The organism is Hymenobacter ruricola, from assembly GCF_015694525.1.
In the GTDB taxonomy this organism is placed as follows: Bacteria; Bacteroidota; Bacteroidia; order Cytophagales; family Hymenobacteraceae; genus Hymenobacter; species Hymenobacter ruricola.
The window spans coordinates 46,985-66,363 of the sequence record NZ_JADQDM010000023.1 but is presented as its reverse complement, the minus strand read 5'-3'; the positions used below and the strand labels follow the sequence as shown (position 1 = coordinate 66,363).

Annotated in this window: 20 protein-coding genes; 9 read left to right on the top strand and 11 right to left on the bottom strand. The window is 63.9% G+C overall.

Annotation, left to right across the window (positions count from 1 at the left end; all coding sequences use genetic code 11):
* On the bottom strand, positions 1–1,554 hold a 1,554-nt coding region (locus tag I2H31_RS23775; protein ID WP_196295564.1), incomplete at its 3' end, for a DEAD/DEAH box helicase.
* A 325-nt stretch (positions 1,555–1,879) separates the two neighbouring features.
* Between I2H31_RS23775 and I2H31_RS23770 the strand changes: the two genes are divergently transcribed.
* The 5 genes from I2H31_RS23770 (at position 1,880) to I2H31_RS23750 (ending at position 5,968) form a co-directional block, all read left to right on the top strand.
* The gene (locus I2H31_RS23770; RefSeq protein ID WP_196295556.1) at positions 1,880–2,626 is read left to right on the top strand and encodes a class I SAM-dependent methyltransferase; all 747 of its coding nucleotides are present in this window, start codon (positions 1,880–1,882) and stop codon (positions 2,624–2,626) included.
* A gap of 43 nt (positions 2,627–2,669) precedes the next feature.
* Positions 2,670–3,002 (top strand): hypothetical protein, encoded by a 333-nt coding sequence (locus I2H31_RS23765; RefSeq protein WP_196295555.1) that lies wholly within the window; start codon positions 2,670–2,672, stop codon positions 3,000–3,002.
* Entirely contained in the window at positions 2,999–3,688 is a 690-nt protein-coding gene (locus I2H31_RS23760) for an ATP-binding cassette domain-containing protein (RefSeq protein WP_196295554.1), read from the top strand. Before I2H31_RS23765 ends, I2H31_RS23760 begins: the two co-directional genes overlap by 4 nt.
* A 51-nt stretch (positions 3,689–3,739) precedes the next feature.
* The gene (locus I2H31_RS23755; RefSeq protein ID WP_196295553.1) at positions 3,740–4,921 is read left to right on the top strand and encodes a CaiB/BaiF CoA transferase family protein; all 1,182 of its coding nucleotides are present in this window, start codon (positions 3,740–3,742) and stop codon (positions 4,919–4,921) included.
* 129 nt (positions 4,922–5,050) lie between these two features.
* Positions 5,051–5,968, top strand: coding sequence for a hypothetical protein (locus I2H31_RS23750; protein WP_230688021.1), 918 nt, complete (start codon positions 5,051–5,053; stop codon positions 5,966–5,968).
* Positions 5,969–6,195: 227 nt separating this feature from the next.
* On the opposite strand, the gene trpS is transcribed toward I2H31_RS23750, so the two are convergent.
* From trpS to I2H31_RS23710, 8 genes are all read right to left on the bottom strand, one after another.
* Positions 6,196–7,173 carry a tryptophan--tRNA ligase gene (gene trpS, locus I2H31_RS23745; protein ID WP_196295552.1) on the bottom strand — a complete coding sequence of 326 codons (978 nt, stop codon included), beginning with the start codon at positions 7,171–7,173 and terminating at the stop codon, positions 6,196–6,198.
* Positions 7,174–7,182: 9 nt separating this feature from the next.
* Positions 7,183–7,791 carry a hypothetical protein gene (locus I2H31_RS23740; RefSeq protein WP_196295551.1) on the bottom strand — a complete coding sequence of 203 codons (609 nt, stop codon included), beginning with the start codon at positions 7,789–7,791 and terminating at the stop codon, positions 7,183–7,185.
* A 31-nt stretch (positions 7,792–7,822) separates the two neighbouring features.
* Positions 7,823–8,569 carry a queuosine precursor transporter gene (locus I2H31_RS23735; protein WP_196295550.1) on the bottom strand — a complete coding sequence of 249 codons (747 nt, stop codon included), beginning with the start codon at positions 8,567–8,569 and terminating at the stop codon, positions 7,823–7,825.
* A 113-nt stretch (positions 8,570–8,682) separates the two neighbouring features.
* The gene (locus tag I2H31_RS23730; RefSeq protein WP_196295549.1) at positions 8,683–9,594 is read right to left on the bottom strand and encodes a ribonuclease Z; all 912 of its coding nucleotides are present in this window, start codon (positions 9,592–9,594) and stop codon (positions 8,683–8,685) included.
* Positions 9,595–9,759: 165 nt separating this feature from the next.
* Positions 9,760–10,134 carry an STAS domain-containing protein gene (locus I2H31_RS23725; protein ID WP_046246220.1) on the bottom strand — a complete coding sequence of 125 codons (375 nt, stop codon included), beginning with the start codon at positions 10,132–10,134 and terminating at the stop codon, positions 9,760–9,762.
* A gap of 68 nt (positions 10,135–10,202) precedes the next feature.
* Positions 10,203–11,081 carry a DUF4198 domain-containing protein gene (locus I2H31_RS23720; RefSeq protein WP_196295548.1) on the bottom strand — a complete coding sequence of 293 codons (879 nt, stop codon included), beginning with the start codon at positions 11,079–11,081 and terminating at the stop codon, positions 10,203–10,205.
* Positions 11,071–11,565 (bottom strand): hypothetical protein, encoded by a 495-nt coding sequence (locus I2H31_RS23715; RefSeq protein ID WP_196295547.1) that lies wholly within the window; start codon positions 11,563–11,565, stop codon positions 11,071–11,073. The genes I2H31_RS23720 and I2H31_RS23715 overlap by 11 nt, the downstream gene beginning before the upstream one ends.
* 23 nt (positions 11,566–11,588) lie before the next feature.
* Complete coding sequence (locus I2H31_RS23710) at positions 11,589–13,427, bottom strand: glycosyltransferase (protein ID WP_196295546.1); 1,839 nt, start codon at positions 13,425–13,427, stop codon at positions 11,589–11,591.
* Positions 13,428–13,616: 189 nt separating this feature from the next.
* Between I2H31_RS23710 and I2H31_RS23705 the strand changes: the two genes are divergently transcribed.
* Complete coding sequence (locus tag I2H31_RS23705; protein WP_196295545.1) at positions 13,617–14,246, top strand: nitroreductase family protein; 630 nt, start codon at positions 13,617–13,619, stop codon at positions 14,244–14,246.
* Positions 14,247–14,285: 39 nt separating this feature from the next.
* Positions 14,286–14,936, top strand: a complete 651-nt coding sequence (locus tag I2H31_RS23700) for an NADPH-dependent F420 reductase (protein WP_196295544.1) — start codon at positions 14,286–14,288, stop codon at positions 14,934–14,936.
* A 126-nt stretch (positions 14,937–15,062) separates the two neighbouring features.
* Here the strand turns inward: I2H31_RS23700 and I2H31_RS23695 are convergent, their stop codons facing one another.
* On the bottom strand, positions 15,063–15,950 hold the full coding sequence (locus I2H31_RS23695) for a YitT family protein (protein ID WP_196295543.1): 888 nt from the start codon (positions 15,948–15,950) through the stop codon (positions 15,063–15,065).
* A 198-nt stretch (positions 15,951–16,148) separates the two neighbouring features.
* The gene (locus I2H31_RS23690) at positions 16,149–18,020 is read right to left on the bottom strand and encodes an alpha-amylase family glycosyl hydrolase (RefSeq protein WP_230688020.1); all 1,872 of its coding nucleotides are present in this window, start codon (positions 18,018–18,020) and stop codon (positions 16,149–16,151) included.
* Between the two features lie 184 nt (positions 18,021–18,204).
* Between I2H31_RS23690 and I2H31_RS23685 the strand changes: the two genes are divergently transcribed.
* The gene (locus I2H31_RS23685; protein ID WP_196295542.1) at positions 18,205–18,894 is read left to right on the top strand and encodes a hypothetical protein; all 690 of its coding nucleotides are present in this window, start codon (positions 18,205–18,207) and stop codon (positions 18,892–18,894) included.
* Positions 18,895–18,968: 74 nt separating this feature from the next.
* Positions 18,969–19,376, top strand: coding sequence for a DUF6960 family protein (locus I2H31_RS23680; protein WP_196295541.1), 408 nt, complete (start codon positions 18,969–18,971; stop codon positions 19,374–19,376).
* The last annotated feature ends 3 nt before the right edge of the window (positions 19,377–19,379 follow it).

Genomic DNA, 19,379 nt, shown 5'->3' with positions numbered 1-19,379 from the left:
GGCCTCGCCCTCGGGGCGGGGTTCGCGCGGCGGACGGGCGTCGCCTTCCGGGCGCGGGGCGCGGGGCTCACGGGGCTCGCGGGCTTCGCCATCGGGGCGCGGGGTACGCGGCTCACGGGGCGCACGGTTTTCGCCCTCCGGACGGGGCCGGCGCTCGCGGCGCTCTTCGCCTTCGGGACGGGGCGGGCGCTGGTAGGGCACGGTGGGCGCCTGGCCGGCATCGAGGGCAGCCAGAGCGTTTTTGGCGGCCGCGAGGCGCTCCAGGTGCTTGGGGTCTTTGGGGTCGGGGGCGTCGCGGCGGGGTTTGCCGCCGTCGCGGCCACCATCCCGGCCGCCTTCGCGGCGCGGGCCGCGGTCGCCTTCGGCACGGGGGCCACGGTCGCGGCCGCCACCTCCGCCGTGGCCACCGCGGGCGGGGCGCCCACCGATTTTGCCACCCAGGCCGGCGAAGCGTTTGGGGTCAAACTCGGGCGCTTCGCCCAGGCCCAGCGCTTCGGTAATTTTCTGCTTCTCGATGTCGCGCTCGATGAGGCGCTCAATTTTCACCACCCGGTCCTGGTCCTGGTCCGAGATGAAGGTGATGGCGGTGCCTTTGGTGGCGGCGCGGGCCGTGCGGCCGATGCGGTGCACGTAGTCCTCGGCGGCGCGCGGGATGTCGTAGTTCACCACGTGGCTCAGCGAGTCAATGTCGATGCCGCGGCTGAGCACGTCGGTGGCCACCAGAATGGGGAACTGCTTGTTTTTGAAGGCGCGCATGATTTCCTCGCGCTCTTCCTGGGTGCGGTCGGAGCTGATGCCGCGGGCTTCGATGCCAAGCTTGTTCACCGCTTTCACGATGCCGCCCACGGCCGCTTTCTGACTGGTGAAAAGCACCATGCTCTGCACGTCCTGCGTTTTGATTAGGTGCTCGAGCAGGTAGATTTTCTGGCGGTCATACGCCATGTAAAATTGCTGGTCGATGCCGGCGGCGGGCTTCGATACGGCCAGCCGGATTTCGTCGGGGTTCTTGAGAATCTGCTGCGAGAAGTCGCGGATTTTGCTGGGCATGGTGGCCGAAAACAGCAGCGTCTGCCGCTCCTTGGGCAGCTGGCGCACGATGTTCAGGATGTCATCGCTGAAACCCATGTCCATCATCTTGTCGGCCTCGTCCAGCACCAGGTACTTGATTTGGTCGAACTTCACGTAGCCCATTTGCAGGTGCGCGATGAGACGGCCGGGGGTGGCGATGATGATGTCGGCCCCGGAAGTGAGGGCGCGTTTCTGCTGCTCCCAGTTCTCGGACTTGCCGCCCCCGTAGATGGCTATCGAGCTGGCTTCCACGTAGTAGCCGAAGCCCATTACCTGCTCGTCAATCTGGGTGGCCAGCTCGCGGGTGGGCACCAGGATGAGGGTGGTGGTGTGGCCGTGCTTGGCGTGCGAAATCTTGTCGAGCAGCGGCAACAGGTAGGCGGCGGTTTTTCCGGTGCCGGTTTGGGCGCAGGCAATCAGGTCTTTGCCTTCGATGATTTTGGGGATGGCCTGCTCCTGAATGGGGGTGGCCTGCTGGTAGTTCATGGCGTCTACGCCGGCCAGCAGGTCGTCGTGAAGCTTAAATTCGTGAAACGTCAAGGTTCAGCTTGTTAAGTATTTGAAAATGGGCTGACATGGTGCTTTCGGCCAGCAAACCGCTTGATTTGTGGTAAAGATACAACGCCGGCGCGGTGCCACGGACGAGCAAAAACCGGCCGCCGCGGCGTCCGAAGCCTCCTCCGAAACGCCGGAAGTCAGCTCCGAAATGCCCGAAGCCAACTCCGACGCGTCCGAACCTTGCTCCGATGCGTCCGAACCTTGCTCCGACGCCGAACGTGACGTTCTTTGCAGCCCCCAACCATCGCCGCCCATGCCCATCCTCGACCGTTTCTCCACCCAATCCGCCGACTACGCCCGCTACCGCATCGACTACCCCGCCGCGCTCTACCACTGGCTGCTGCCCCAGGTAGCGAGCCGCGAGCGGGCCTGGGACTGCGCTACCGGCAACGGCCAGGTGGCCGTGGTGCTGGCCGATGACTTCGTGCGCGTCGATGCCACCGACCTGAGCGACAAGCAGCTGGCCCAGGCCGCGCCGCGCCCCAACATCCATTACCAACGGGCCCAGGCCGAGCACACGCCCTTTCCGGCGCAGCGCTTCGACCTCATCACCGTGGCGCAGGCCGTGCACTGGTTCGAGCACGCCGCCTACCACGCCGAGGTGCGCCGCGTGGCCCGGCCCGGCGCGGTGCTGGCCGAATGGGGCTACAACTTCTGCCGCACCGACAGCGCCGCCCTCAACGCGGCCCTCGACCGGTTTCACGACGAAACCTCGGCGCCGTACTGGGACGCCAACCGCCGGCACATCACCGAGGAATACGCCCGCATTCCCTTCCCGTTTGCCGACGTGCAGCACGCGCGGTTTGCCGAAATGCGGCAATGGACGGCGGCCGACATGCTGGGGTACCTGGGCACGTGGTCGGCCGCGGCCAACTATGCCAAGCAGCACACCGGCGCCGACCTGACGGCCCTGGTAGCGGATGAGCTAAAACAGCTGTGGGGACCGGGCGCGCGGGAAGTCACGTTCCCGGTTTTCATCCGCACCGGGCGGGTAGAATAATTCGCGGGCGGCCCCGTTGGTAGGCGCACCAACCCCTTATTTTATGACGCTAATGCTTACCCGGTGGCGGGCCGGGCTGCTGTTTTATCGCAGCGCCGCCCCGTTTATGCTCGGCATTTCGGGCCTGATTTTGGGCGCCGTGCTGCTGCCCTCCATCTACGAGGGGCGGAGCAGGGGAATCCTGCCGGCCCTGCTGCTCGCCAAGCTGGCCACGGCGCCGGTGGTGTGGCTGCTGTCGGAGCGGCTGCGGCCGGGGCAGTATTGGTTTTACTTCAACCTGAACATTTCCCGCCGGCAACTCTGGCGCGGCGCGGTGGCCCTGGATGGGCTGCTGTTTTTGGGCAGCGCCTGGCTGATGCGGGCGGCCTTATCATGAGCGAGACAGCGCTTAACGAGGCCGGCCCGCAGGTGCTGGAGGCCGATGGCATTCGCATCGAATTCGGTGGGCGGCAGGTGCTGAGCAGCGTGTACCTGCGGGTGCAAACCGGCCAGATTGTGGGCCTGCTGGGCCGCAACGGCAGCGGCAAGTCGGTGCTGCTGCAAACCATTTTCGGCGCCCGCGCCGTGGCCGATGCCTCGGTGCGCGTGAACGGCCGCCGCGTGGTGCCGGCGTTCCGGGAGCGCGGGCTGCTGAACTACCTGCCCCAGGAGCCGCTGCTGCCGCCGTCGCTGACGCTGGCCCGCGCGGCGCGCCTGCTGGGCGTCGACCTCGAAAACGCCACCGCGCGCTTTCCCGAGCTGCGGCCGCAGTTCGACAAGCGAATCGGCGAGCTGTCGGTCGGGTCGGCGCGGCTGGTGCAGGCGCTGCTGCTACTGCACGCCGATACGGCTTTTTCGCTGTTCGATGAGCCGTTTTCCGGCGTGATGCCGGTGCACGTCGAAACCCTGGCCGAGGAAATGCAGCACCTTAAGCAGCGCAAAGGCCTACTCATCACCGACCACCGCTACGCCGAGGTGCTGCCCCTCTGCGACGTGGTGTACCTGCTGCACCAGGGCCGCCTGCTGCGGCTGGACGGCGACGTGCGCGAGCAGCTGCGCGACTACGGCTACTTGGCGGGTTGAGGCAAGTGTTGACGCCCGCGCGTAGCTTGCTGGCTTTCCCCGCCGCCTTGTATGTCGCCCGAACTACCCTTCGCCCACCTCCGCGTCCTCGAACTCGCTTCCGTGCTGGCCGGCCCGCAGGTGGGCCAGTTTTTTGCCGAGCTTGGAGCTTCCGTTTTGAAGATTGAAAGCCCGGCCGGCGACGTCACGCGCAGCTGGAAAACCACGACCGAAACTGCTGCCGCTGCGGCTCAGCCCGCGGCTGATGCTTCCGTGTCAGCTTATTTCGCGGCATCTAACTGGGGCAAGGAATCCCGTGTGCTCGACCTGACAACGCCAGCCGGGCAGGCCTCCTTGCACCAACTAGCTGCCACCGCCGACCTCGTACTGGCCAGCTACAAGCCCGGCGACGCCGAAAAACTGGGCGCTGACTACGCCACCTTGTCCGCGAAAAACCCGCGCCTCATCTACGGCCACCTCACCGGCTACGGCCCCGAAACTGCCCGCGCCGGCTACGACGCCGTGCTGCAGGCCGAAGCCGGCTTCATGCACCTCAACGCCGCCGGCCCCGGCCAGCCCCCGCAGAAAATGCCCGTGGCCCTGGTCGATTTATTGGCCGCCCACCAGCTGAAAGAAGGCTTGCTCACGGCCCTTTTTCAGCGGGAGAAAACCGGGCGCGGGGCGCTGGTTCAGGTCAGCCTGCTCGATAGCGCCCTAGCCTCGCTCGCCAACCAGGCCGCCACCTACCTCGTCACGGGCCACGACCCGCAGCCCATGGGCTCGGGCCACCCCAGCATCGTGCCCTACGGCACCGTGTATCGCGCCGCCCACGGCCGGCCGCTGGTGCTGGCCGTGGGCTCCGACGGCCAGTTTCGGCAGCTGTGCGCGGCCCTGGCGCGGCCCGAATGGGCGACAGACACCCGCTTTCAAACCAACGCCGCCCGCGTGCGGCACCGGGAGGCGTTGGAAATGCTGCTCACCGACCGCATTGCCGGAATGAATGGCGATGCCTTGCTGGCCGACCTGGAACGCCGCACGGTGCCGGCCGGCGCCGTGCGCTCGGTGGGAGAGGCCCTGGCGCGGCCATCGGCCGTTGGCATGCTGCTGCCGGAGGCTGGCGGCCGCGGGGCGGGGCTGCGCACGGTGGCGTTTCGCAGCCCGCAGTGGTCGGTAGTGGAAGAATTGGAGGCTCCGCCGCCGCTGCGTGGGGCGCGCCCAAATGAGACGGACCAGGCGCCTAATGCGGGAGATTGAAACTAAGGTCCTGCTTGCGTTCGTATCCTGTGCACATTAGCCGCGGGGCCTTGCTGGTGCTGGCGGCGGTGCAGTGGTTCCTTTACTTTCGTTTGCGTCGCGGTTCCCGGGGCGCTTTTTCCTTTCCGCATGGCCAAGTCTCCTTCCAAAAATAGCGGCGAACCCGAGCTGTTCGCGCCCGCCGAAACCTCGCAAGTCCCGGTCGTTGAAGACGTAGCGGGCGGCGCTCCCAAGAAAAAGAAGGCTCCCAAAGCGGCCAACGCCGCCGCCAGCACCCCAGCCGCCACCACGTCCCCCGAGGCGGGCCACACCGGCGCCACCGCCACCAACAACCACCCCACGGCCGAAGCCGGCTCGCCCATCGAAGCGCCCGCCGACCGTCTCGACCAGATTTTTGACGGCCTCAAGCAGAAGTCGGTGGCCAAACAGGCCATTTTTCGCAACACCCAGGCCGCCTTCGACTGCCTGCGCCTCGTGTCGCAGGAATTGGTGCTGGAGCTCACGCGCCGCCTCACGCCGCTGGATTCCAGCGTCGTCATCGAATACCGCTCCATCAACGACATGGAGTTTCAAATCAAGTTTTCGGGCGATTTGCTGGTGTTTGTGATGCACTCCAACGTCGTCACCTTCCCCGACGACTACGGGCCCATGCCCAGCGCCTACGTCAACGAGGATTTTCGGCGGCGCTTTTTCGGGCACATCATGGCCTACAACTTCATGGCCGACAGCATCAAGTACCAGCGCCTCAACGACCCCGGCTACCTGGTGGGCCGCCTGCTGGTCAACATCGAAAACCACTACTACCTCGAAGGCGTGCAGCAACTGGAACTGCCCGACAACGACATGTCGGACAACATCATCAAGCCCGAAGCCATGCGCCTGTTCGTGGAAAGCGCCATGATTGCGGCCGTCAACAACGACCTCATCGCCCCGCTGCTGCCCGAAATTCAGAAAATCAGCGTCAAACAGAAGGTTGAAAACCAACAGGTAAGCCGCGGCAGCAAAGTGGGCTTCAGCTTTTCGCACCAGCAGCCCTACGAGGCGTAGATTGGTCTATTGTGCCGCCGGTCATTGCGAGCGCAGCGCGGCAATCCGTCCTGTCCTCCGCGACCAACCTCGGAATGTGACAGAGTTTGATTGAAAAGCCCCGGCACCATTGCGGTGACGGGGCTTTAGCTTCGCTGACCTTCGGTTCTGGTAAAAGGGCGGGTCTGTTCTTGACAGGACGGATTGCTGCGCTGCGCTCGCAATGACCGGCGGCCCGCCGGCGAAGGCTACGCCCGTCCGTAACCCACCTTCTGGCGCACCTTGGCCAGCACGCCCGCGCCGTATTCCTGCGCCTTTTGGGCACCAATGGCCAGCGCGGCGTCCAGTGCGGGCAGGTTGCTCATGTAGAAATCGAACCGCTCGCGCTCGGTGGCAAAGCGCCGCAGAATCAGCTCGTACAGCTCCTTTTTAGCGTGCCCGTAGCCGTAGCCGCCGGCCTCGTAGTTCCGGCGCATGGTGGCCGTTTCTTCCGGCGTGGCCAGGGTCGAATACAGCTTAAAGGTGACGTCGGTGGCCGGATTCTTGGGCGCTTCGAGCGGGGTGCTGTCCGAAATAATGCTTTTTACGGCTTTCAGCAGCTCTTTTTCGGGCGCGAAAACGTCGATGATGTTGCCGTAGCTCTTGCTCATCTTGGCGCCGTCGGTGCCGGGAATGGTCATCAGCTCGGCGTCGACGCGGGCCTGGGGCTCCACCAGCGTCTCGCCGTAGCGCGAATTGAAGGCGTGGGCAATGTCGCGCGCGATTTCGAGGTGCTGCATCTGGTCCTTGCCCACGGGCACAAACTCAGCATCGTACAGGAGAATATCGGCCGCCATCAGCACGGGGTAAGTGAACAAGCCGGCATTCACGTCCGAAAGCCGGTCCGACTTGTCCTTGAACGAGTGCGCGTTGGCCAGCATGGGGTAGGGCGTAAAGCAGCTCAGGTACCAGGTCAGCTCGGTCACCTGCGGCACGTCGGACTGCCGGTAAAACAGGTTCTTCTCGGTGTCGAAGCCGCAGGCCAGCCAGGCGGCGGCCACGGCGTAGGTGTTGGCGCGCAGCACGGCCGCGTCGCGCACGGTGGTGAGCGAGTGCAGGTCGGCGATGAAGTAGAGCGAGTCGTTGGCCGGATTTTTCGACAGCTCAATGGCCGGGAGAATAGCCCCAAGCAGGTTGCCCAGGTGCGGGCGGCCCGTGCTTTGGATGCCGGTAAGAATGCGGGACATGGGGTTGGGTTAGGGTTTCAGGCGGACTCCTTGGTTGTAAGCGCGCACCACGTCGGCCAGGTGGGCCCGGGTAATGCCGTTGGTGGCAAATTGCCGTTGCAGCACCGGGTCGGCGGGGAAGAGCGCGGCCACGAAGGTACCAGACGCCAGCTTGGAGTCGAAGCCCGGCGTGCGGCCGGGGGCGTAGGCCAGGAAACTGGGAGTGCCCGCCTTGCGCAGCACCAGCAGCTTCACGTGTGCTTTGAAATTGGGGCCCATTTCCACTTGGTAATGGTAATAAAACAGCTCCACCGGACCGGTTTCCAGAATTTCCAACAGGGCGGGTTCTTTAAAATCCGCATCGGTGCCGCTGAGGAAACGGAAGTCATTCACCCGCACAAAACGATGGTTTTCAACGGTGAAATACGTGACTTCAGCGGCGCGGAACCGGCGCTCCTTGCCGTTTTTGACGCCCACCATCATGGTGGGGCTGCCGTTCTCGGCCAGCATCAGCTTCAACGAAGCTTCGCCTTTGGAGCCGTTGGCCAGTTGGTAGGTGCCGGGAGCCAGGATGAATTGCGCCTGCGCGAGCCCGGGCAGCAACGCCGCGGCGGCCAGGAAAATAGATTTAAGCAACATGAGCTCACAACCGCGCATTGGCCCGGCAAATTCACACGCTCACGTTCTCCACAGCTTCCTCCTGAAGCTCAGCCGTTTCCTCCTTGCCCAGGTAGCGGTCAATCAGGAAATGGGCCAGGTACAGCACCGGCGTGAGCAGGATGGCCGACGCAAATTTGTACCAATAATTGGTATTGGCCACGCTCACCACCTGGTCGATGGTCCAGTTGCCGAACACGTAAAAGGCCACGTACAGCACCACAAACGAATCGACGAGCTGCGACACCAGCGTGGAGCCGGTGGCCCGCAGCCACACAAAGCGCCCGCCCGTGGCTTTCCGAATGGCCGCAAAAATGGTGGCGTCCAGCACCTGCCCCGCCGCAAACGCCACGATGGAGCCCGTGATGATGCCCAGGCCCTGCCGGAAAATGCTCTGGTAGGCAAAATCAATGTTGAACGGCCGGCCCTGATTATCGGCCTTGTTCACGTCGAGCCAGAAATCGGCCGGTGGCAGCTTGGTGGTGAGGTAGATAACTCCAAAGGCAAACAGAATGAGCACCACCGTGAGGTAGCTGATGCGCAGCACCCCAGCCTTGCCAAAGTACTCGTTGATGATGTCCGTCGTCACAAAAACCACCGGCCAGATGAGCACGCCCGCCGTGAGATTGCCGGGCAGGCCCATCAGCTTATCGACCGAGAAAATCTTGACGCCGATGATTTCGGCCAGCAGCGCATTTACCAGGAAAATGCCGCTCAGCACGAGGTAGAGCTGCTGTTTTTTGTGCGCGAAGGTATTCATGAGTTAAAATTTTGTCATCCTGAGCGGAGCGAAGGACCTTATCATGACACACCGATTTGTGCGAGCGTGAGAAGGTCCTTCGCTCCGCTCAGGATGACAAACAATAGATGCCACTACAAACTCGCCGCGAGCCCTTCGGTGGCAAGTTCGGCCTCGGGGTACACGGCCCGGGCTTCTTCCAGCAAGGGCCCGAGGCTTTTGTAGCGGCTAGAGAAGTGCCCGATGAGAAAACGTTTCGCGCCGGCGGCCGCAGCCAATTGCGCGGCCTGGCGGGCGGTGCTGTGGTGGGTTTGGGCGGCGCGCTCGCGCAGCTCTTCCAGGAACGTGGCCTCGTGGTAGAGCAAGTCGACGCCCTGAACGAGGTCGGCCAGCGCGGGCGTGTAGAGCGTGTCGGAAAAGAAGGCGTAGCGGCGCGGCGCGGGCGGCGGGCCGGCCACATCGGCGTGGCGCAGGCCGGGCTGCTGCCCGTCGGCGGGCAGGTCTTCGCCCTGGGCCAAGCGGGCCAGCTGCTCGGGCCGCAGGCCGGCGGGCAGCCGTTCCTTGAGCAAGTTGGCGCGGCGCGGCCGTTCCGAAAACAGGTAGCCGGCGCACGGAATGCGGTGGCGCATGGGCAGCGAGGCCACCGTAAGCAGCTCATCTTCATACACCACGGCGTGGGCTTCGGTGTCTACGGGCGTAAACTCCATGGCGAAGGCCAGGTGCATGTTCGAGACGCGGGCCTGGGCGACGAGGACTTCGTCTAGCCCGGGCGGGCCGATGATGCGCAGCGGCTGGGTGCGGCCCTGCAGGTGCATGGTGCCCAGCAGGCCAAACAAGCCAAAATAATGGTCGCCGTGCAGGTGCGAGATGAAGATGGCCCGCAGGTGATGCGGCCGCACGCGGTACTCCAGCATCTGCCACTGCGTGCCTTCGCCGCAGTCAATCAGGTAGGTAGAAGCGCCCACCGTGAGCACCTGCGCCGTGGGGTGGCGGCCGGCGACCGGCGTGGCCGAAGCCGAGCCCAATATCTTCAGCTCGAAAGTCAATGGTTCGCTGTTGGCTAGCAGCGGATGGCTGCTAGCTTTTTTTAAGTGAAAAAGAGGGCGGTGAAGAAAAGCAAAATTGGCTGCCAGCCGGTAGCACCCCCGAAAGAAGGCTAACAGCTAACAGCCAAGTGGCGAATTAAGGCACCCGCTAACAGCTCAAAAAAGCTATTCCTTATCGGTCAGGTCGCGCTCGATGGCGTGCAGAAACACGCGGTCAATGCCTTCTTCCACCGTGGGCAGGATGTGCAGCACCGACTCCAGCTTGCTGATGGTGATGAGCTTCAGCACGTGGTCTTGCAGGCCGGTGAGCACCAGCAGGCCGCCCGTGGAGTTGCAGAGCCGGTTGGCAATCAGAATGGAGCTGAGGCCCGACGAATCGGTGTACTTCACGTTGGTGAGGTCCAGAATCAGGTTGTTGATGCCTTCAGCGTTGAGCTTCACAAACTCCGATTTGAGGTCGGGCGCCACGGTGGTGTCGAGCTTTTTCTCCTCAATGGTGATGATGGTGTAGCTTTCTTTTTTATCAATCGTGTACTTCATACAGCGGGCAAGGAGAGTAAGGGAACGGCGAAGGTAAATAAAAAACCCAAAATTTTGGGTGAAGCTGGCTAATGTTTTGCTCCGGCCCGCAGGGGCCCGGCGGGCGGCCCCGCAAACGTGAGCGAGGCCCAGGTCGATTGCCAGTCGGCGCGGTCGCGCAGCTTGGCGGGTGCCACCGTCATGTCCACGGCGGCCAGCAGGTACGGGCCGGGCCCCGATAGTCGTAACAAGATGCGGCCGTTTTGGTTGGCGCGGGTGGTGTAATGCGTGGTGGGCAGGCCGCCGGGCTGGCGCTGCCATATCTGCACAGACGCGCCAAAAGCCGGCTTGCCATTGTGCAGCACGCGCACGGTGAGGGATTTATCGGTGCGCACGCGGTAGGGATTTTGCTCGGGCACCAGCTCCAGCGGCAGGCCGTAGACGCGGCGGCAGGCGCTGTCGGTGGCGGCAAGGGTCGCGGCGGCTTCGCCCACTTGCACCAGGGCTTTGGCGCAGCGGCGGTAGGTTTCGCGGCCGGGCTTGTCGGTTTGGTCGTTTTCCTGGCGCAGCTTCAGGGGGTAGTCAAGGCCTTCTTCGCGCAGGTAGGCGGTGAACTGCTCGGCGGGCAACTCGGTGAAGGAGTTGGTGGAGCGCAGGAGCACGACGTGGGTGCCGGGCTGCGCAAAGGTGAAGGCGGTGCGGAAGGTGTCGGTTTCGGCCGCGCCGGGGGCGGGCGTGAGGTTGGAACTGTCGGCCGGCGCGGGGCCGTAGCGGGCCAGGCGGAGGACTTTGGTGGCTTTGGTGGTCCAGGGTTTGCCAGCGAAGTCGGCCCCGATGAGGGGGTGGATGCTGACCGTGGCGCCGGGCTGCAGGCGGAAGCGCGGGGCTTCGAGCCAAAACTCGTGGGCGAGAGTGGCGGTAATCGAAATGAAGCCGGTTATCACCAGAATGGGTATTCTACTGTGCATGGAACTGATTGGAAGTTGCTGACAGTAGTTTTTCTCGCACTACACTGGGTAGGTCGGCGGCGAATACCGCATTTGCGGGCCGTGACCGTTGAATAAAAATGGATTCTTGGGCGCCATACTTTTCAGGGCGGCTTGTCTCGACGCAATGGGAATAGGTCATTCCGTCAAATTGGTAATCGTAAGCTACGCGGTAAAAGGTTGTGCCGTCGATTTCCTCCGTTGTGGTGCGGGCTGGTTCGAGGGTTCCGGTAACGAGACTGGGGTCGGCAGCAAGGGCCCACAATAATTTGTGCTTGTCAACGCTGTGGTAAACCAAGCCCAGGCCGAAAACGATGAACGCAGCGCCTATTATTAGCTCATCGAGGGCATATTCTGAATTGGATAGCTTGACCAGCAGGCTCGATAACGCTATAAGTGAGCCGCCAACTCCTACCAGGAAGCTGCCTTCCCGCAACATTATTTCCAGTTTATCGCTAGCAGTCAACCTCATTAGAAATATGTCAGTTGTTATTGCCGCTCCAACGCCAAGGCATACGCCCGGTCGTAGTGCACGCGCAGGTTTTTCCAGTCGAACAGCTCCGCCGAGCTTTCCACGGCGTTGCGCTGCATGATGCGCTCGCGGCGGTTGAGCAGCACGAAGTCCCACATCATGTTGCAGAGCTCCTCGGCCGACTCGTCGAAGGATTTTTCCTGGCGGTGGACCACGAAAATGCCTTTCGATTCGGGCTCCGGGATGGTTTCGAGCACGTAGTCGCCGAAGCCGGACAGGTCGGAGGTGATGGCGGGCACGCCGCGGGCCACGCATTCGAGCGGGGTGTAGCCCCAGGGCTCGTAGTAGCTCGGGAACACGCCCAGGTGGCAGCCGCGCACAAACTGCCCGTACTCCATGCCCAGCAGGGGCGAGGCCGGCGACACGAAATCGGGGTGGTACACCATTTTCACCCGGTCGTGCTTGTGGTTGAGCAGGCTGGCCCGGCGCATGAAGTTCAGAATGTCGTCGTCCTGGTCGTTCACCAGGTTGTGGGTGATGACGGGCGGCAGGGTGTTGGTTTTCCAGCTTTGCAGGGTGCGGCGGTAGCGCAGGCGCCAGTAGTCGTCCACCATGTTGCTGAGGTCGGGCAGCTTGTGGTCCTGGCTGGCGGCGGCGGCGTAGAACAGGCGCTCACCCACCTGCCGCTCGATGGCTTGGCAGGTTTCGTGCACTTCATCCAGCAGGGCGCGGCGTTCCAGCACCTGCGGGTTGATGCTGGTGTAAGGGCGCTTGGTGATGAAAAACATCACCACCTGGCCGTCCAGCCCACTTTGCTGCAGGCGGTGGTTGAGGCGGGCCAGGGCTTCGAGGGTCAGGTCGAAGCCTTTGTTGTGGTACTCGTAGCGGCCCGAAGTGAAGAAATACAGCGTCCGGTCGAGGTCGAAAGCGTACGACTGGAAAAAGTGGGCCATTACGAATTCGTGAATTTTGGCCTTGTACTGCTGGTGCAGGTTCTGGAACTCGTGCAGGGCCACGAAACGCTCGATGTTGAGGCCGTTGGGCAGCACCGCATCGGGTATTCTGTCTAATAGATAAATGCACTCGCGCACCGTTAGCTCGCTCACGGTGGTGAAGACGTGGCTGCCGTGGGCGGCGGCGCGCTCCATCTTCACGGCCGGCTCGATGTTGAAGTGCTTGGCCTCGTTTTCCCAGTTCACCCACATCAGGTGGTCGTAAAAATCGGGGTCGTTCATGGCCAGGTAGCGGCCCAGTAGCGTGGCGTGGGTGGTGAAAAGCAGGTGGGCCGGCACCTGCAGGCGGCGCAGCTCCGGAATGGCCACGCCGGTCATCCACTCGTGGAAGTGGCCCAATAGGCGCTGCTTGGGCTTCACCTGGGCCGCCACGTGCTGAAAGAAGATGGTGGTGAGGTGCCCAAAGGCAATGACCTGGTGCAAGAGGTCGTCATTATCCGGCGAGGGAATGCCGTGGCGCTGCCAGAGGTCCGATTTCAGCTCGCCGAGCTTGTTATAAGCCTGAAACGGGTTGATAAGTACCACGCGGGGCCGGCCCGTCACGAGCCAGGTGCCGTAGCACACGTCGTAGCCCTGGGCGCGCATGGTGCGCACGGCCGCGCCGAAGGGGTCGGAAGCGGTGTGCACGGTCAGGTCGTCGAAGGCCTCGAACTCGCCCTGGGCCATGTTGGGGAAGTAGGGGCCCACCAGGCAGTAGCGGCTGCCCCAGGCGGGCACGGTGGCCGGCACTTTCGAGCGGATGACTGTGTAGATGCCGCCCACCTGGTTGCAGACTTCCCAGGCCACTTCGACCAGCAGCGAATCGGGAAACAGGACTTCGGGGGCATTGGACTGCGGGAGCATACGGGCGGGCAAGGAAGGAGTACGAGGGTAAGAACGCGGCGAAAGGTAAGCCGGTTGGCCGTTAGATGCCACCGTGGGCAGCAGTTTTTCGGGCAGCGCCCCGTAGGTACCTCGGCCGTGGCAAAACTTCGCGCCCCGGCGCCGGTTACCCGCCTTGCAATTCAAATTCATCCTTATTCAGTGCTCCCGATGTCCGACACCACCAACGTCCTCACCCTCGAAACCGCCATCCTGCCGGTGCTCACCCAGCGCCGCAGCCCCCGCGCTTATAGCCCCCAGCCCGTGCCGGCCGAGACCCTGCACCAGGTCTTCACGGCGGCCTCGTCGGCGGCCTCCTGCTTTGGCGAGCAGCCCTGGCGCTACCTCGTGGGCACCCAGGCCGGCAGCCCCGAGGCGTTTGCTAAAATCCTGACCAGCATGGGCGAATTCAACCAGGTGTGGGCCAAAAACGCGCCGGTGCTGGGCATAAGCATTGCCAAGCTCACCTTCTCGCACGACGACAACCCCAACGCCTGGGCCCGGCACGACGTGGGCCAGGCCACGGCCACCATGGCCATTCAGGCCACGGAGCTGGGCCTGCAGGTGCACCAAATGGCCGGCTTCTCACCCGACAAGCTGCGCGCCGCCTTCAACATTCCGGCCGGCTACGAGCCCGTGGCCGTGTTCACCCTCGGCTACCCCGGCGACCCGGCCGCCCTGCCCGATGCCCTGCGCGAGAAGGAACTGGCCCCGCGCACCCGCAAGCCACTGGCCGAATTCCTGTTTGAAGGCGCCTGGCCCGGCCTGGCTGACGAGCGCTACGACCAAGCTACGGTATAATTCATATATTGGCTGTTACTTTTCAACTAAGGAACTGCCATGAAAAACATTGGAATTCTGGGCTCCGGCGTGGTGGCCACCACGCTGGCCGATGGTTTTTTGCAGCGCGGCCACGCCGTGATGCTTGGCACCGAGCACCCCGACAAGCTGCGCGCCTGGCACGCCAACGCCGGCCCCACCGGCCAGATGGGCAACTTCGCGGCCACCGCGGCTTTTGGCGATGTGCTGGTGCTGGCCGTGAAGGGCGCGGTGGCGCCGCACCTGCTGCGCGCGCTGGACCCCGGCGCGTTGGCCGGCAAAACCATCCTCGACACCACCAACCCGATTTCCGATGTGCCGCCGCAAAACGGCGTGCTGCACTTCACTACCAGCTTCGATGAGTCGCTGATGGAGCAGTGCCAGCAGGCCGTGCCCGGCGCGCATTTTGTGAAGGCCTTCAACAGCGTGGGCGCGGCCGTGATAGTGAACCCCGACTTCGGCGGCCTCACGCCCACCATGTTTATCTGCGGGAATGATGACGGGGCCAAGGCGGAGGCCGCCGAACTCATCCGGGCCTTCGGCTACGAAGCGGAGGACATGGGCGGGGCCGAAGCCGCCCGCGCCATCGAGCCGCTGTGCCTGCTGTGGTGCATTCCGGGCTTTCGGAATAATGACTGGCAGCACGCATTTAAGCTACTGAAGAAGAGCTAATAGCCCGTCATGTCGAGCTTGTCGAGACATCTTGCGTGCCAGCACTAATCCAATTGAGTTGGTACTGCACGCGAGATGTCCCGACAAGCTCGACATGACGGTTTTTTCCTCAGATAAATCCTGCCCCTAGTGCAGCGGCCGCTTCTTGATGATGCCGCCCTGCGCGTCGTCAATGCCATACTGCACCACGAAAGCGTGCGGGTCGATGCGCTGAATTTCGGCGTGGAGCTGGGGCAATTCCAGGCGGGTGACGACGGTGAAGACGATGTCGCGCTCGTTCAGCTGCTCGCCGCGCTTGCCGAAGCCGGCCTTGCCCTGGTAGAGCGTCACGCCGCGCCCCAGGCCCTCGGTGATGGCCAGCCGGATGGATTCGCTGTGCTCGGAGACGATGGTAACGCCGGTGTATTGCTCGATGCCGTTGAGCACGAATTCCATCACGCGGGAGGCTGCGAAGTAAGTGAGCATGGAGTACAGCGCCGGCTCGGTGCCGAGCACCCACACGGCCACGCCGAAAATGATGACGTTCAGAATCAGGATGATGTCGCTGACTTTGAGGAGCACCAAGTGGCGGCTCACGAGCAGGGCGGCAATTTCGGTGCCATCGAGCACGGCGCCGCCGCGCATGGCCAGCCCAATGCCCGCCCCGATGAACACGCCGCCAAACACGGCCGTGAGCAGGCGGTCGGAGGTGATATCAGGGAAGGGCACGAAGGCCAGCACCAGCGCCAGCCCACCAATGCCAATGGCGCTGCGCACGGCAAAGCGGCGGCCCATCTGCCGGTAGCCCAGTGCCACGAAGGGCAGGTTGATGACCAACAGCAGCACGGCCAGCGGCAGGCGCAGCGCCGCCGCCACCAGCATCGACACGCCCGTGACGCCGCCGTCGATGAAGTGGCTGGAGAGCAGGAAGGCCTTTAAGCCGAACGCGGCCGCGAACACGCCGGCGAGGATGAAGGCCGCATTTTGTAGTTCGGAAGCGGGGCGGTTGATGGTTTTCGCGGTGGTATTGGCCATGAGGCAAAGAAACGGCGAAAGGGCAGAAGCGCCGCCAAAAGGTATCAACTGGACAGCGCACGGCCGCTTGGTTGGGCGCCGCCAAAGAAGGGAAATGCACCGTGGTTCCCGTAAGAGCTAGCGTCCAATTCAGCCCCCAAAGGCCCGAGCGGCCGTGCCGGAAAACCGCTGCACGGGCCTTTTTGTAATTCCGGCTTTTTAATCCTGCGACAAAACCAGCACCGCGTACGGCGCCAGCCCGATGCTGCCGTGCCAGGCGTAGCCGTCGTACTCGCCGGCCACGGCGTCGAGGCCGAAGCTGTCGAAGTCGGAAAATTCGCCGTCGTAGCCGCGCCAGTCGCTGTTGAAGCGCACCGTCCAGCGGCCGGGGGCGGGCAGGCCGAGGGTGTAGTTGTCGCGGGCCGCGTTGGCGAAGTTGGCGATGACCACCGTGGTGTCGTTGGGGCCGCCGTCGCCGTTGGCCCAGCGGGCGAAGGCCACCAGTTTCTCCTCGTTGTTGACGTGAAAAACGTGGGTGTGCTGCCCGCCCAGGCCCCGCGTCTGGCCCCGGAAGTTGCGGCGCAGCGCAATCAGGTCGCGGTACAGGTTCACCAGGCCGGGGCGGGCGTCCACGTCGGCCCACTGCAGCGGCTCGGCGTCGTTGAACTCGCCCTCGGCCAGAAACTCCTGGCCCTGGAAGAGCATCGGGATGCCGGGCGCGGTGAGCACCAGCGCGGCGCCCAGGGTGGTGCGCTTCTTGGAAAAGTAGCTGCTGGCGTCGCCGGGCATGATTTCCTCGGCCACGCGGCTTTTGCCGTTGGCCACTTCGTCGTGGCTTTCGGTGTAGATGACGCGGCGGAAGGCGTCGCCGTTGTATGATTCCGAAATGGCCTCGGCCACGGCCGGCATGTTGCGGTCGGCGTCGGTGGGCGTGGTGAGGGCTTTTACGATGGGGTACACAAAGGAGGAGTCCCACTGCGAATCGAAGCCCTGGCCGCCGTTGGCCACGCTTTCGGTGATGCCGGCGTTGCCGCGCATGTCCTCGGCAATGGTGATTTTCCAGGGCATGGTCTGGTCGATTTCCTCGTTTATCCAGCGCATCAGGCTCCAGCCCTCGGGCAGGTCGTCGCCGGGGTTTTCCTCGCCCTTCACGTTGCGGATGAAGGCAATGGCGTCGGCCCGCAGGCCGTCCACGCGGTATTCCTGCAGCCACATCAGGGCGTTGTCGCGGATGTACTGGCGCACTTCGGGGCGGCCGTAGTCGGGGCGGTTGTGGCCCCAAGGCGTTTCGGCCTTCCAGTCGTTGTAGAAGTAGATGCCGCCGCCGTCGTTCTCGCTCCAGCCATCAAATTGCCATAAGTCCAAATCGCCGGGGCCGAAGTGGTTGTACACCACGTCGAGCACCACCGCAATGCCGTGCCGGTGGGCCTGCTTCACCAGCTCTTTGAAGGCCACCGGCCCGCCGTAGTCGCTTTCCAGCGCAAACGGGTTCGAGGGATTATACCCCCACGAGCGGCTGCCCGGAAACTCCGTAGCCGGCAGCAACTCAATGCAATTAATGCCCAAATCGCGCAGGTAGGGCAGCTTTTCGGCTACGCTGGCGAAGGTGCCGACTTTATCGGCATCGGGCGCGTTGAAGGTGCCCACGTGCAGCTCGTAAATCACCAGCTCGTTCCAGGCCGGCATGTGGAACTCGTCGTCGGCCCAGTCGAAATGCGGGTCGTGCACCACCGAGGCGCCGGCCGAGTTGGTCACTTGCCGGGCGTAGGGGTCGTTGCGGTCGAACTGGTTTTGGCCGTTGGTGAGGTGGTACTTGTACTCGTCACCGGGCTTGGCCGCGGGCACGTCGGTGGCCCAGTAGCCGTCGCCTTCTAGTTGCAGCGGGTTTTTTTGCGCGTCCCAGTCGTTGAAAGTGCCGACGACGGAAACCGCCTCGGCGTGGGGCGCCCACATCCGGAAAGTGGTGCCGCCGGCGTGGGGCACGGCGCCCATGCCGGGCTGCGGGGCGGGCCCGGCGTGGGCCTGAGCGGCGGAAGGGGAAGCGGAGGTTTTGGCGCGGGGCGCGGGGGTGGAAGCAGAAACGGGGGGCATCGAAAAAAGCAAAGCCCGCTGCCCGGGCAGCCGAAAATGCGGCCGATGCTGGGCAGTAGGTAGCGGGGTTATACGGAATGGATGAGCTTTTGGCTGCGCGGGCCCGGGCGGGGCGCCGGAAGCGGGCCAGGCCACGCCGCCTACCCGGCCGCAGCGTTTGCCAAATTCTGCCGACTTTGCGGGCATGGACCCGACTACTTCGCCCGCTGCTGAGGAATGCACCACGCTCTACCACCGCCGCCACGCCCGGCAGCAGGTGGGCAAATCGTTCGGGCACTTCGGGCCGGCCGTGGTGCTGTTGTTTGGCATTGCGCCGGTGCTGGGCGGCGACGAGCCCTTCACGCTTCTGCGTGCGCTGGAGGTGCTCATCGGCGCCGCCTACCTCGTGCTCATGGTGCGCGAGTGGCGGCTGCTGCGCCACAACCCCCACCACCGCGAGCCGGTGGCCTGGCTGGAACTGGCCGCCGCTGCCATTCTGGCCCTCGAAAGCTACCACATCTGGCACCGGCACCACGAGGCCGAACTGGCGGGCCAGCCCCACCGCTTGCACGTGCTGCCGTGGCTGTATGCGGCCATTGCGGCCGTTTTCGTGGTGCTGGCCTTTCGGATGAGGCAACTGGATGGCCGCCTGTTTCTGCACCTGCACCCCGCGGGCTTTGCCGTGCGCACCTCGCGCCTGGGCCGGGCCCACCGCCTGCGCTGGGCCGAAGTGGCCGCCGTGGAGCCCGCCGGCCCCGCCGATGCGCTGGTGCGCTGCACCGATGGCCAGACCCACCGCATTGCCTTCGCCGACTTGCACGAAGGCCCCGCCCACCGCGACCGCCTGCTGGCCCACGCCGCTGGGCACCTGGCCCCGGCACCAAAGCCGGGCTAAAACCCCTTCCGCGGCAACTTCAACGGGCCGGCCGGTGTTTTGTGAATAATATTTGCCCCGCGTTTATCCTGCCCATGCCCCGTCCCAAACCCGTTATTTTTGGCCTCTACGGCTGGTCGCCCGACTACGGCTTCCGCTACATTCACCCCGCCAACCGTCGCTCCTTCGAGCTGCTCGAACCCGTGGGCAAGCTCTTCGAAAAAATCAGCGAAGACGAAGACGGCGAGTGGATAACCATTCGCTACGACGAGCAGCAGTTCCTCGTGCGCCCCGAGCTGTTCAAAGAAATTTACCACAAGCCCAAGTTCAGCTTCGGCGATGCCGTGGAGGAAGTGACGTCCCAGCCCGGCCAGTACCGCCACTTCGGTCAAGTGTCCGACGTGTTTTGGGACGAAGCCACCGACACCGCCTCCTTCCAGATTGTGGAGCGCAAGCGCAAGCTCCCGCGCATTTTCCAGGCCAGCGAGCTGCGGGCAGATTGATTA

Coding starts and splice junctions, on each gene's coding strand:
- I2H31_RS23770 (WP_196295556.1), top strand. CDS start 1,880: ATGCCCATCCTCGACCGTTTCTCCACCCAATCCGCCGACTACGCCCGC.
- I2H31_RS23765 (WP_196295555.1), top strand. CDS start 2,670: ATGACGCTAATGCTTACCCGGTGGCGGGCCGGGCTGCTGTTTTATCGC.
- I2H31_RS23760 (WP_196295554.1), top strand. CDS start 2,999: ATGAGCGAGACAGCGCTTAACGAGGCCGGCCCGCAGGTGCTGGAGGCC.
- I2H31_RS23755 (WP_196295553.1), top strand. CDS start 3,740: ATGTCGCCCGAACTACCCTTCGCCCACCTCCGCGTCCTCGAACTCGCT.
- I2H31_RS23750 (WP_230688021.1), top strand. CDS start 5,051: ATGGCCAAGTCTCCTTCCAAAAATAGCGGCGAACCCGAGCTGTTCGCG.
- trpS (WP_196295552.1), bottom strand. CDS start 7,173: ATGTCCCGCATTCTTACCGGCATCCAAAGCACGGGCCGCCCGCACCTG.
- I2H31_RS23740 (WP_196295551.1), bottom strand. CDS start 7,791: ATGTTGCTTAAATCTATTTTCCTGGCCGCCGCGGCGTTGCTGCCCGGG.
- I2H31_RS23735 (WP_196295550.1), bottom strand. CDS start 8,569: ATGAATACCTTCGCGCACAAAAAACAGCAGCTCTACCTCGTGCTGAGC.
- I2H31_RS23725 (WP_046246220.1), bottom strand. CDS start 10,134: ATGAAGTACACGATTGATAAAAAAGAAAGCTACACCATCATCACCATT.
- I2H31_RS23720 (WP_196295548.1), bottom strand. CDS start 11,081: ATGCACAGTAGAATACCCATTCTGGTGATAACCGGCTTCATTTCGATT.
- I2H31_RS23710 (WP_196295546.1), bottom strand. CDS start 13,427: ATGCTCCCGCAGTCCAATGCCCCCGAAGTCCTGTTTCCCGATTCGCTG.
- I2H31_RS23705 (WP_196295545.1), top strand. CDS start 13,617: ATGTCCGACACCACCAACGTCCTCACCCTCGAAACCGCCATCCTGCCG.
- I2H31_RS23700 (WP_196295544.1), top strand. CDS start 14,286: ATGAAAAACATTGGAATTCTGGGCTCCGGCGTGGTGGCCACCACGCTG.
- I2H31_RS23695 (WP_196295543.1), bottom strand. CDS start 15,950: ATGGCCAATACCACCGCGAAAACCATCAACCGCCCCGCTTCCGAACTA.
- I2H31_RS23690 (WP_230688020.1), bottom strand. CDS start 18,020: ATGCCCCCCGTTTCTGCTTCCACCCCCGCGCCCCGCGCCAAAACCTCC.
- I2H31_RS23685 (WP_196295542.1), top strand. CDS start 18,205: ATGGACCCGACTACTTCGCCCGCTGCTGAGGAATGCACCACGCTCTAC.
- I2H31_RS23680 (WP_196295541.1), top strand. CDS start 18,969: ATGCCCCGTCCCAAACCCGTTATTTTTGGCCTCTACGGCTGGTCGCCC.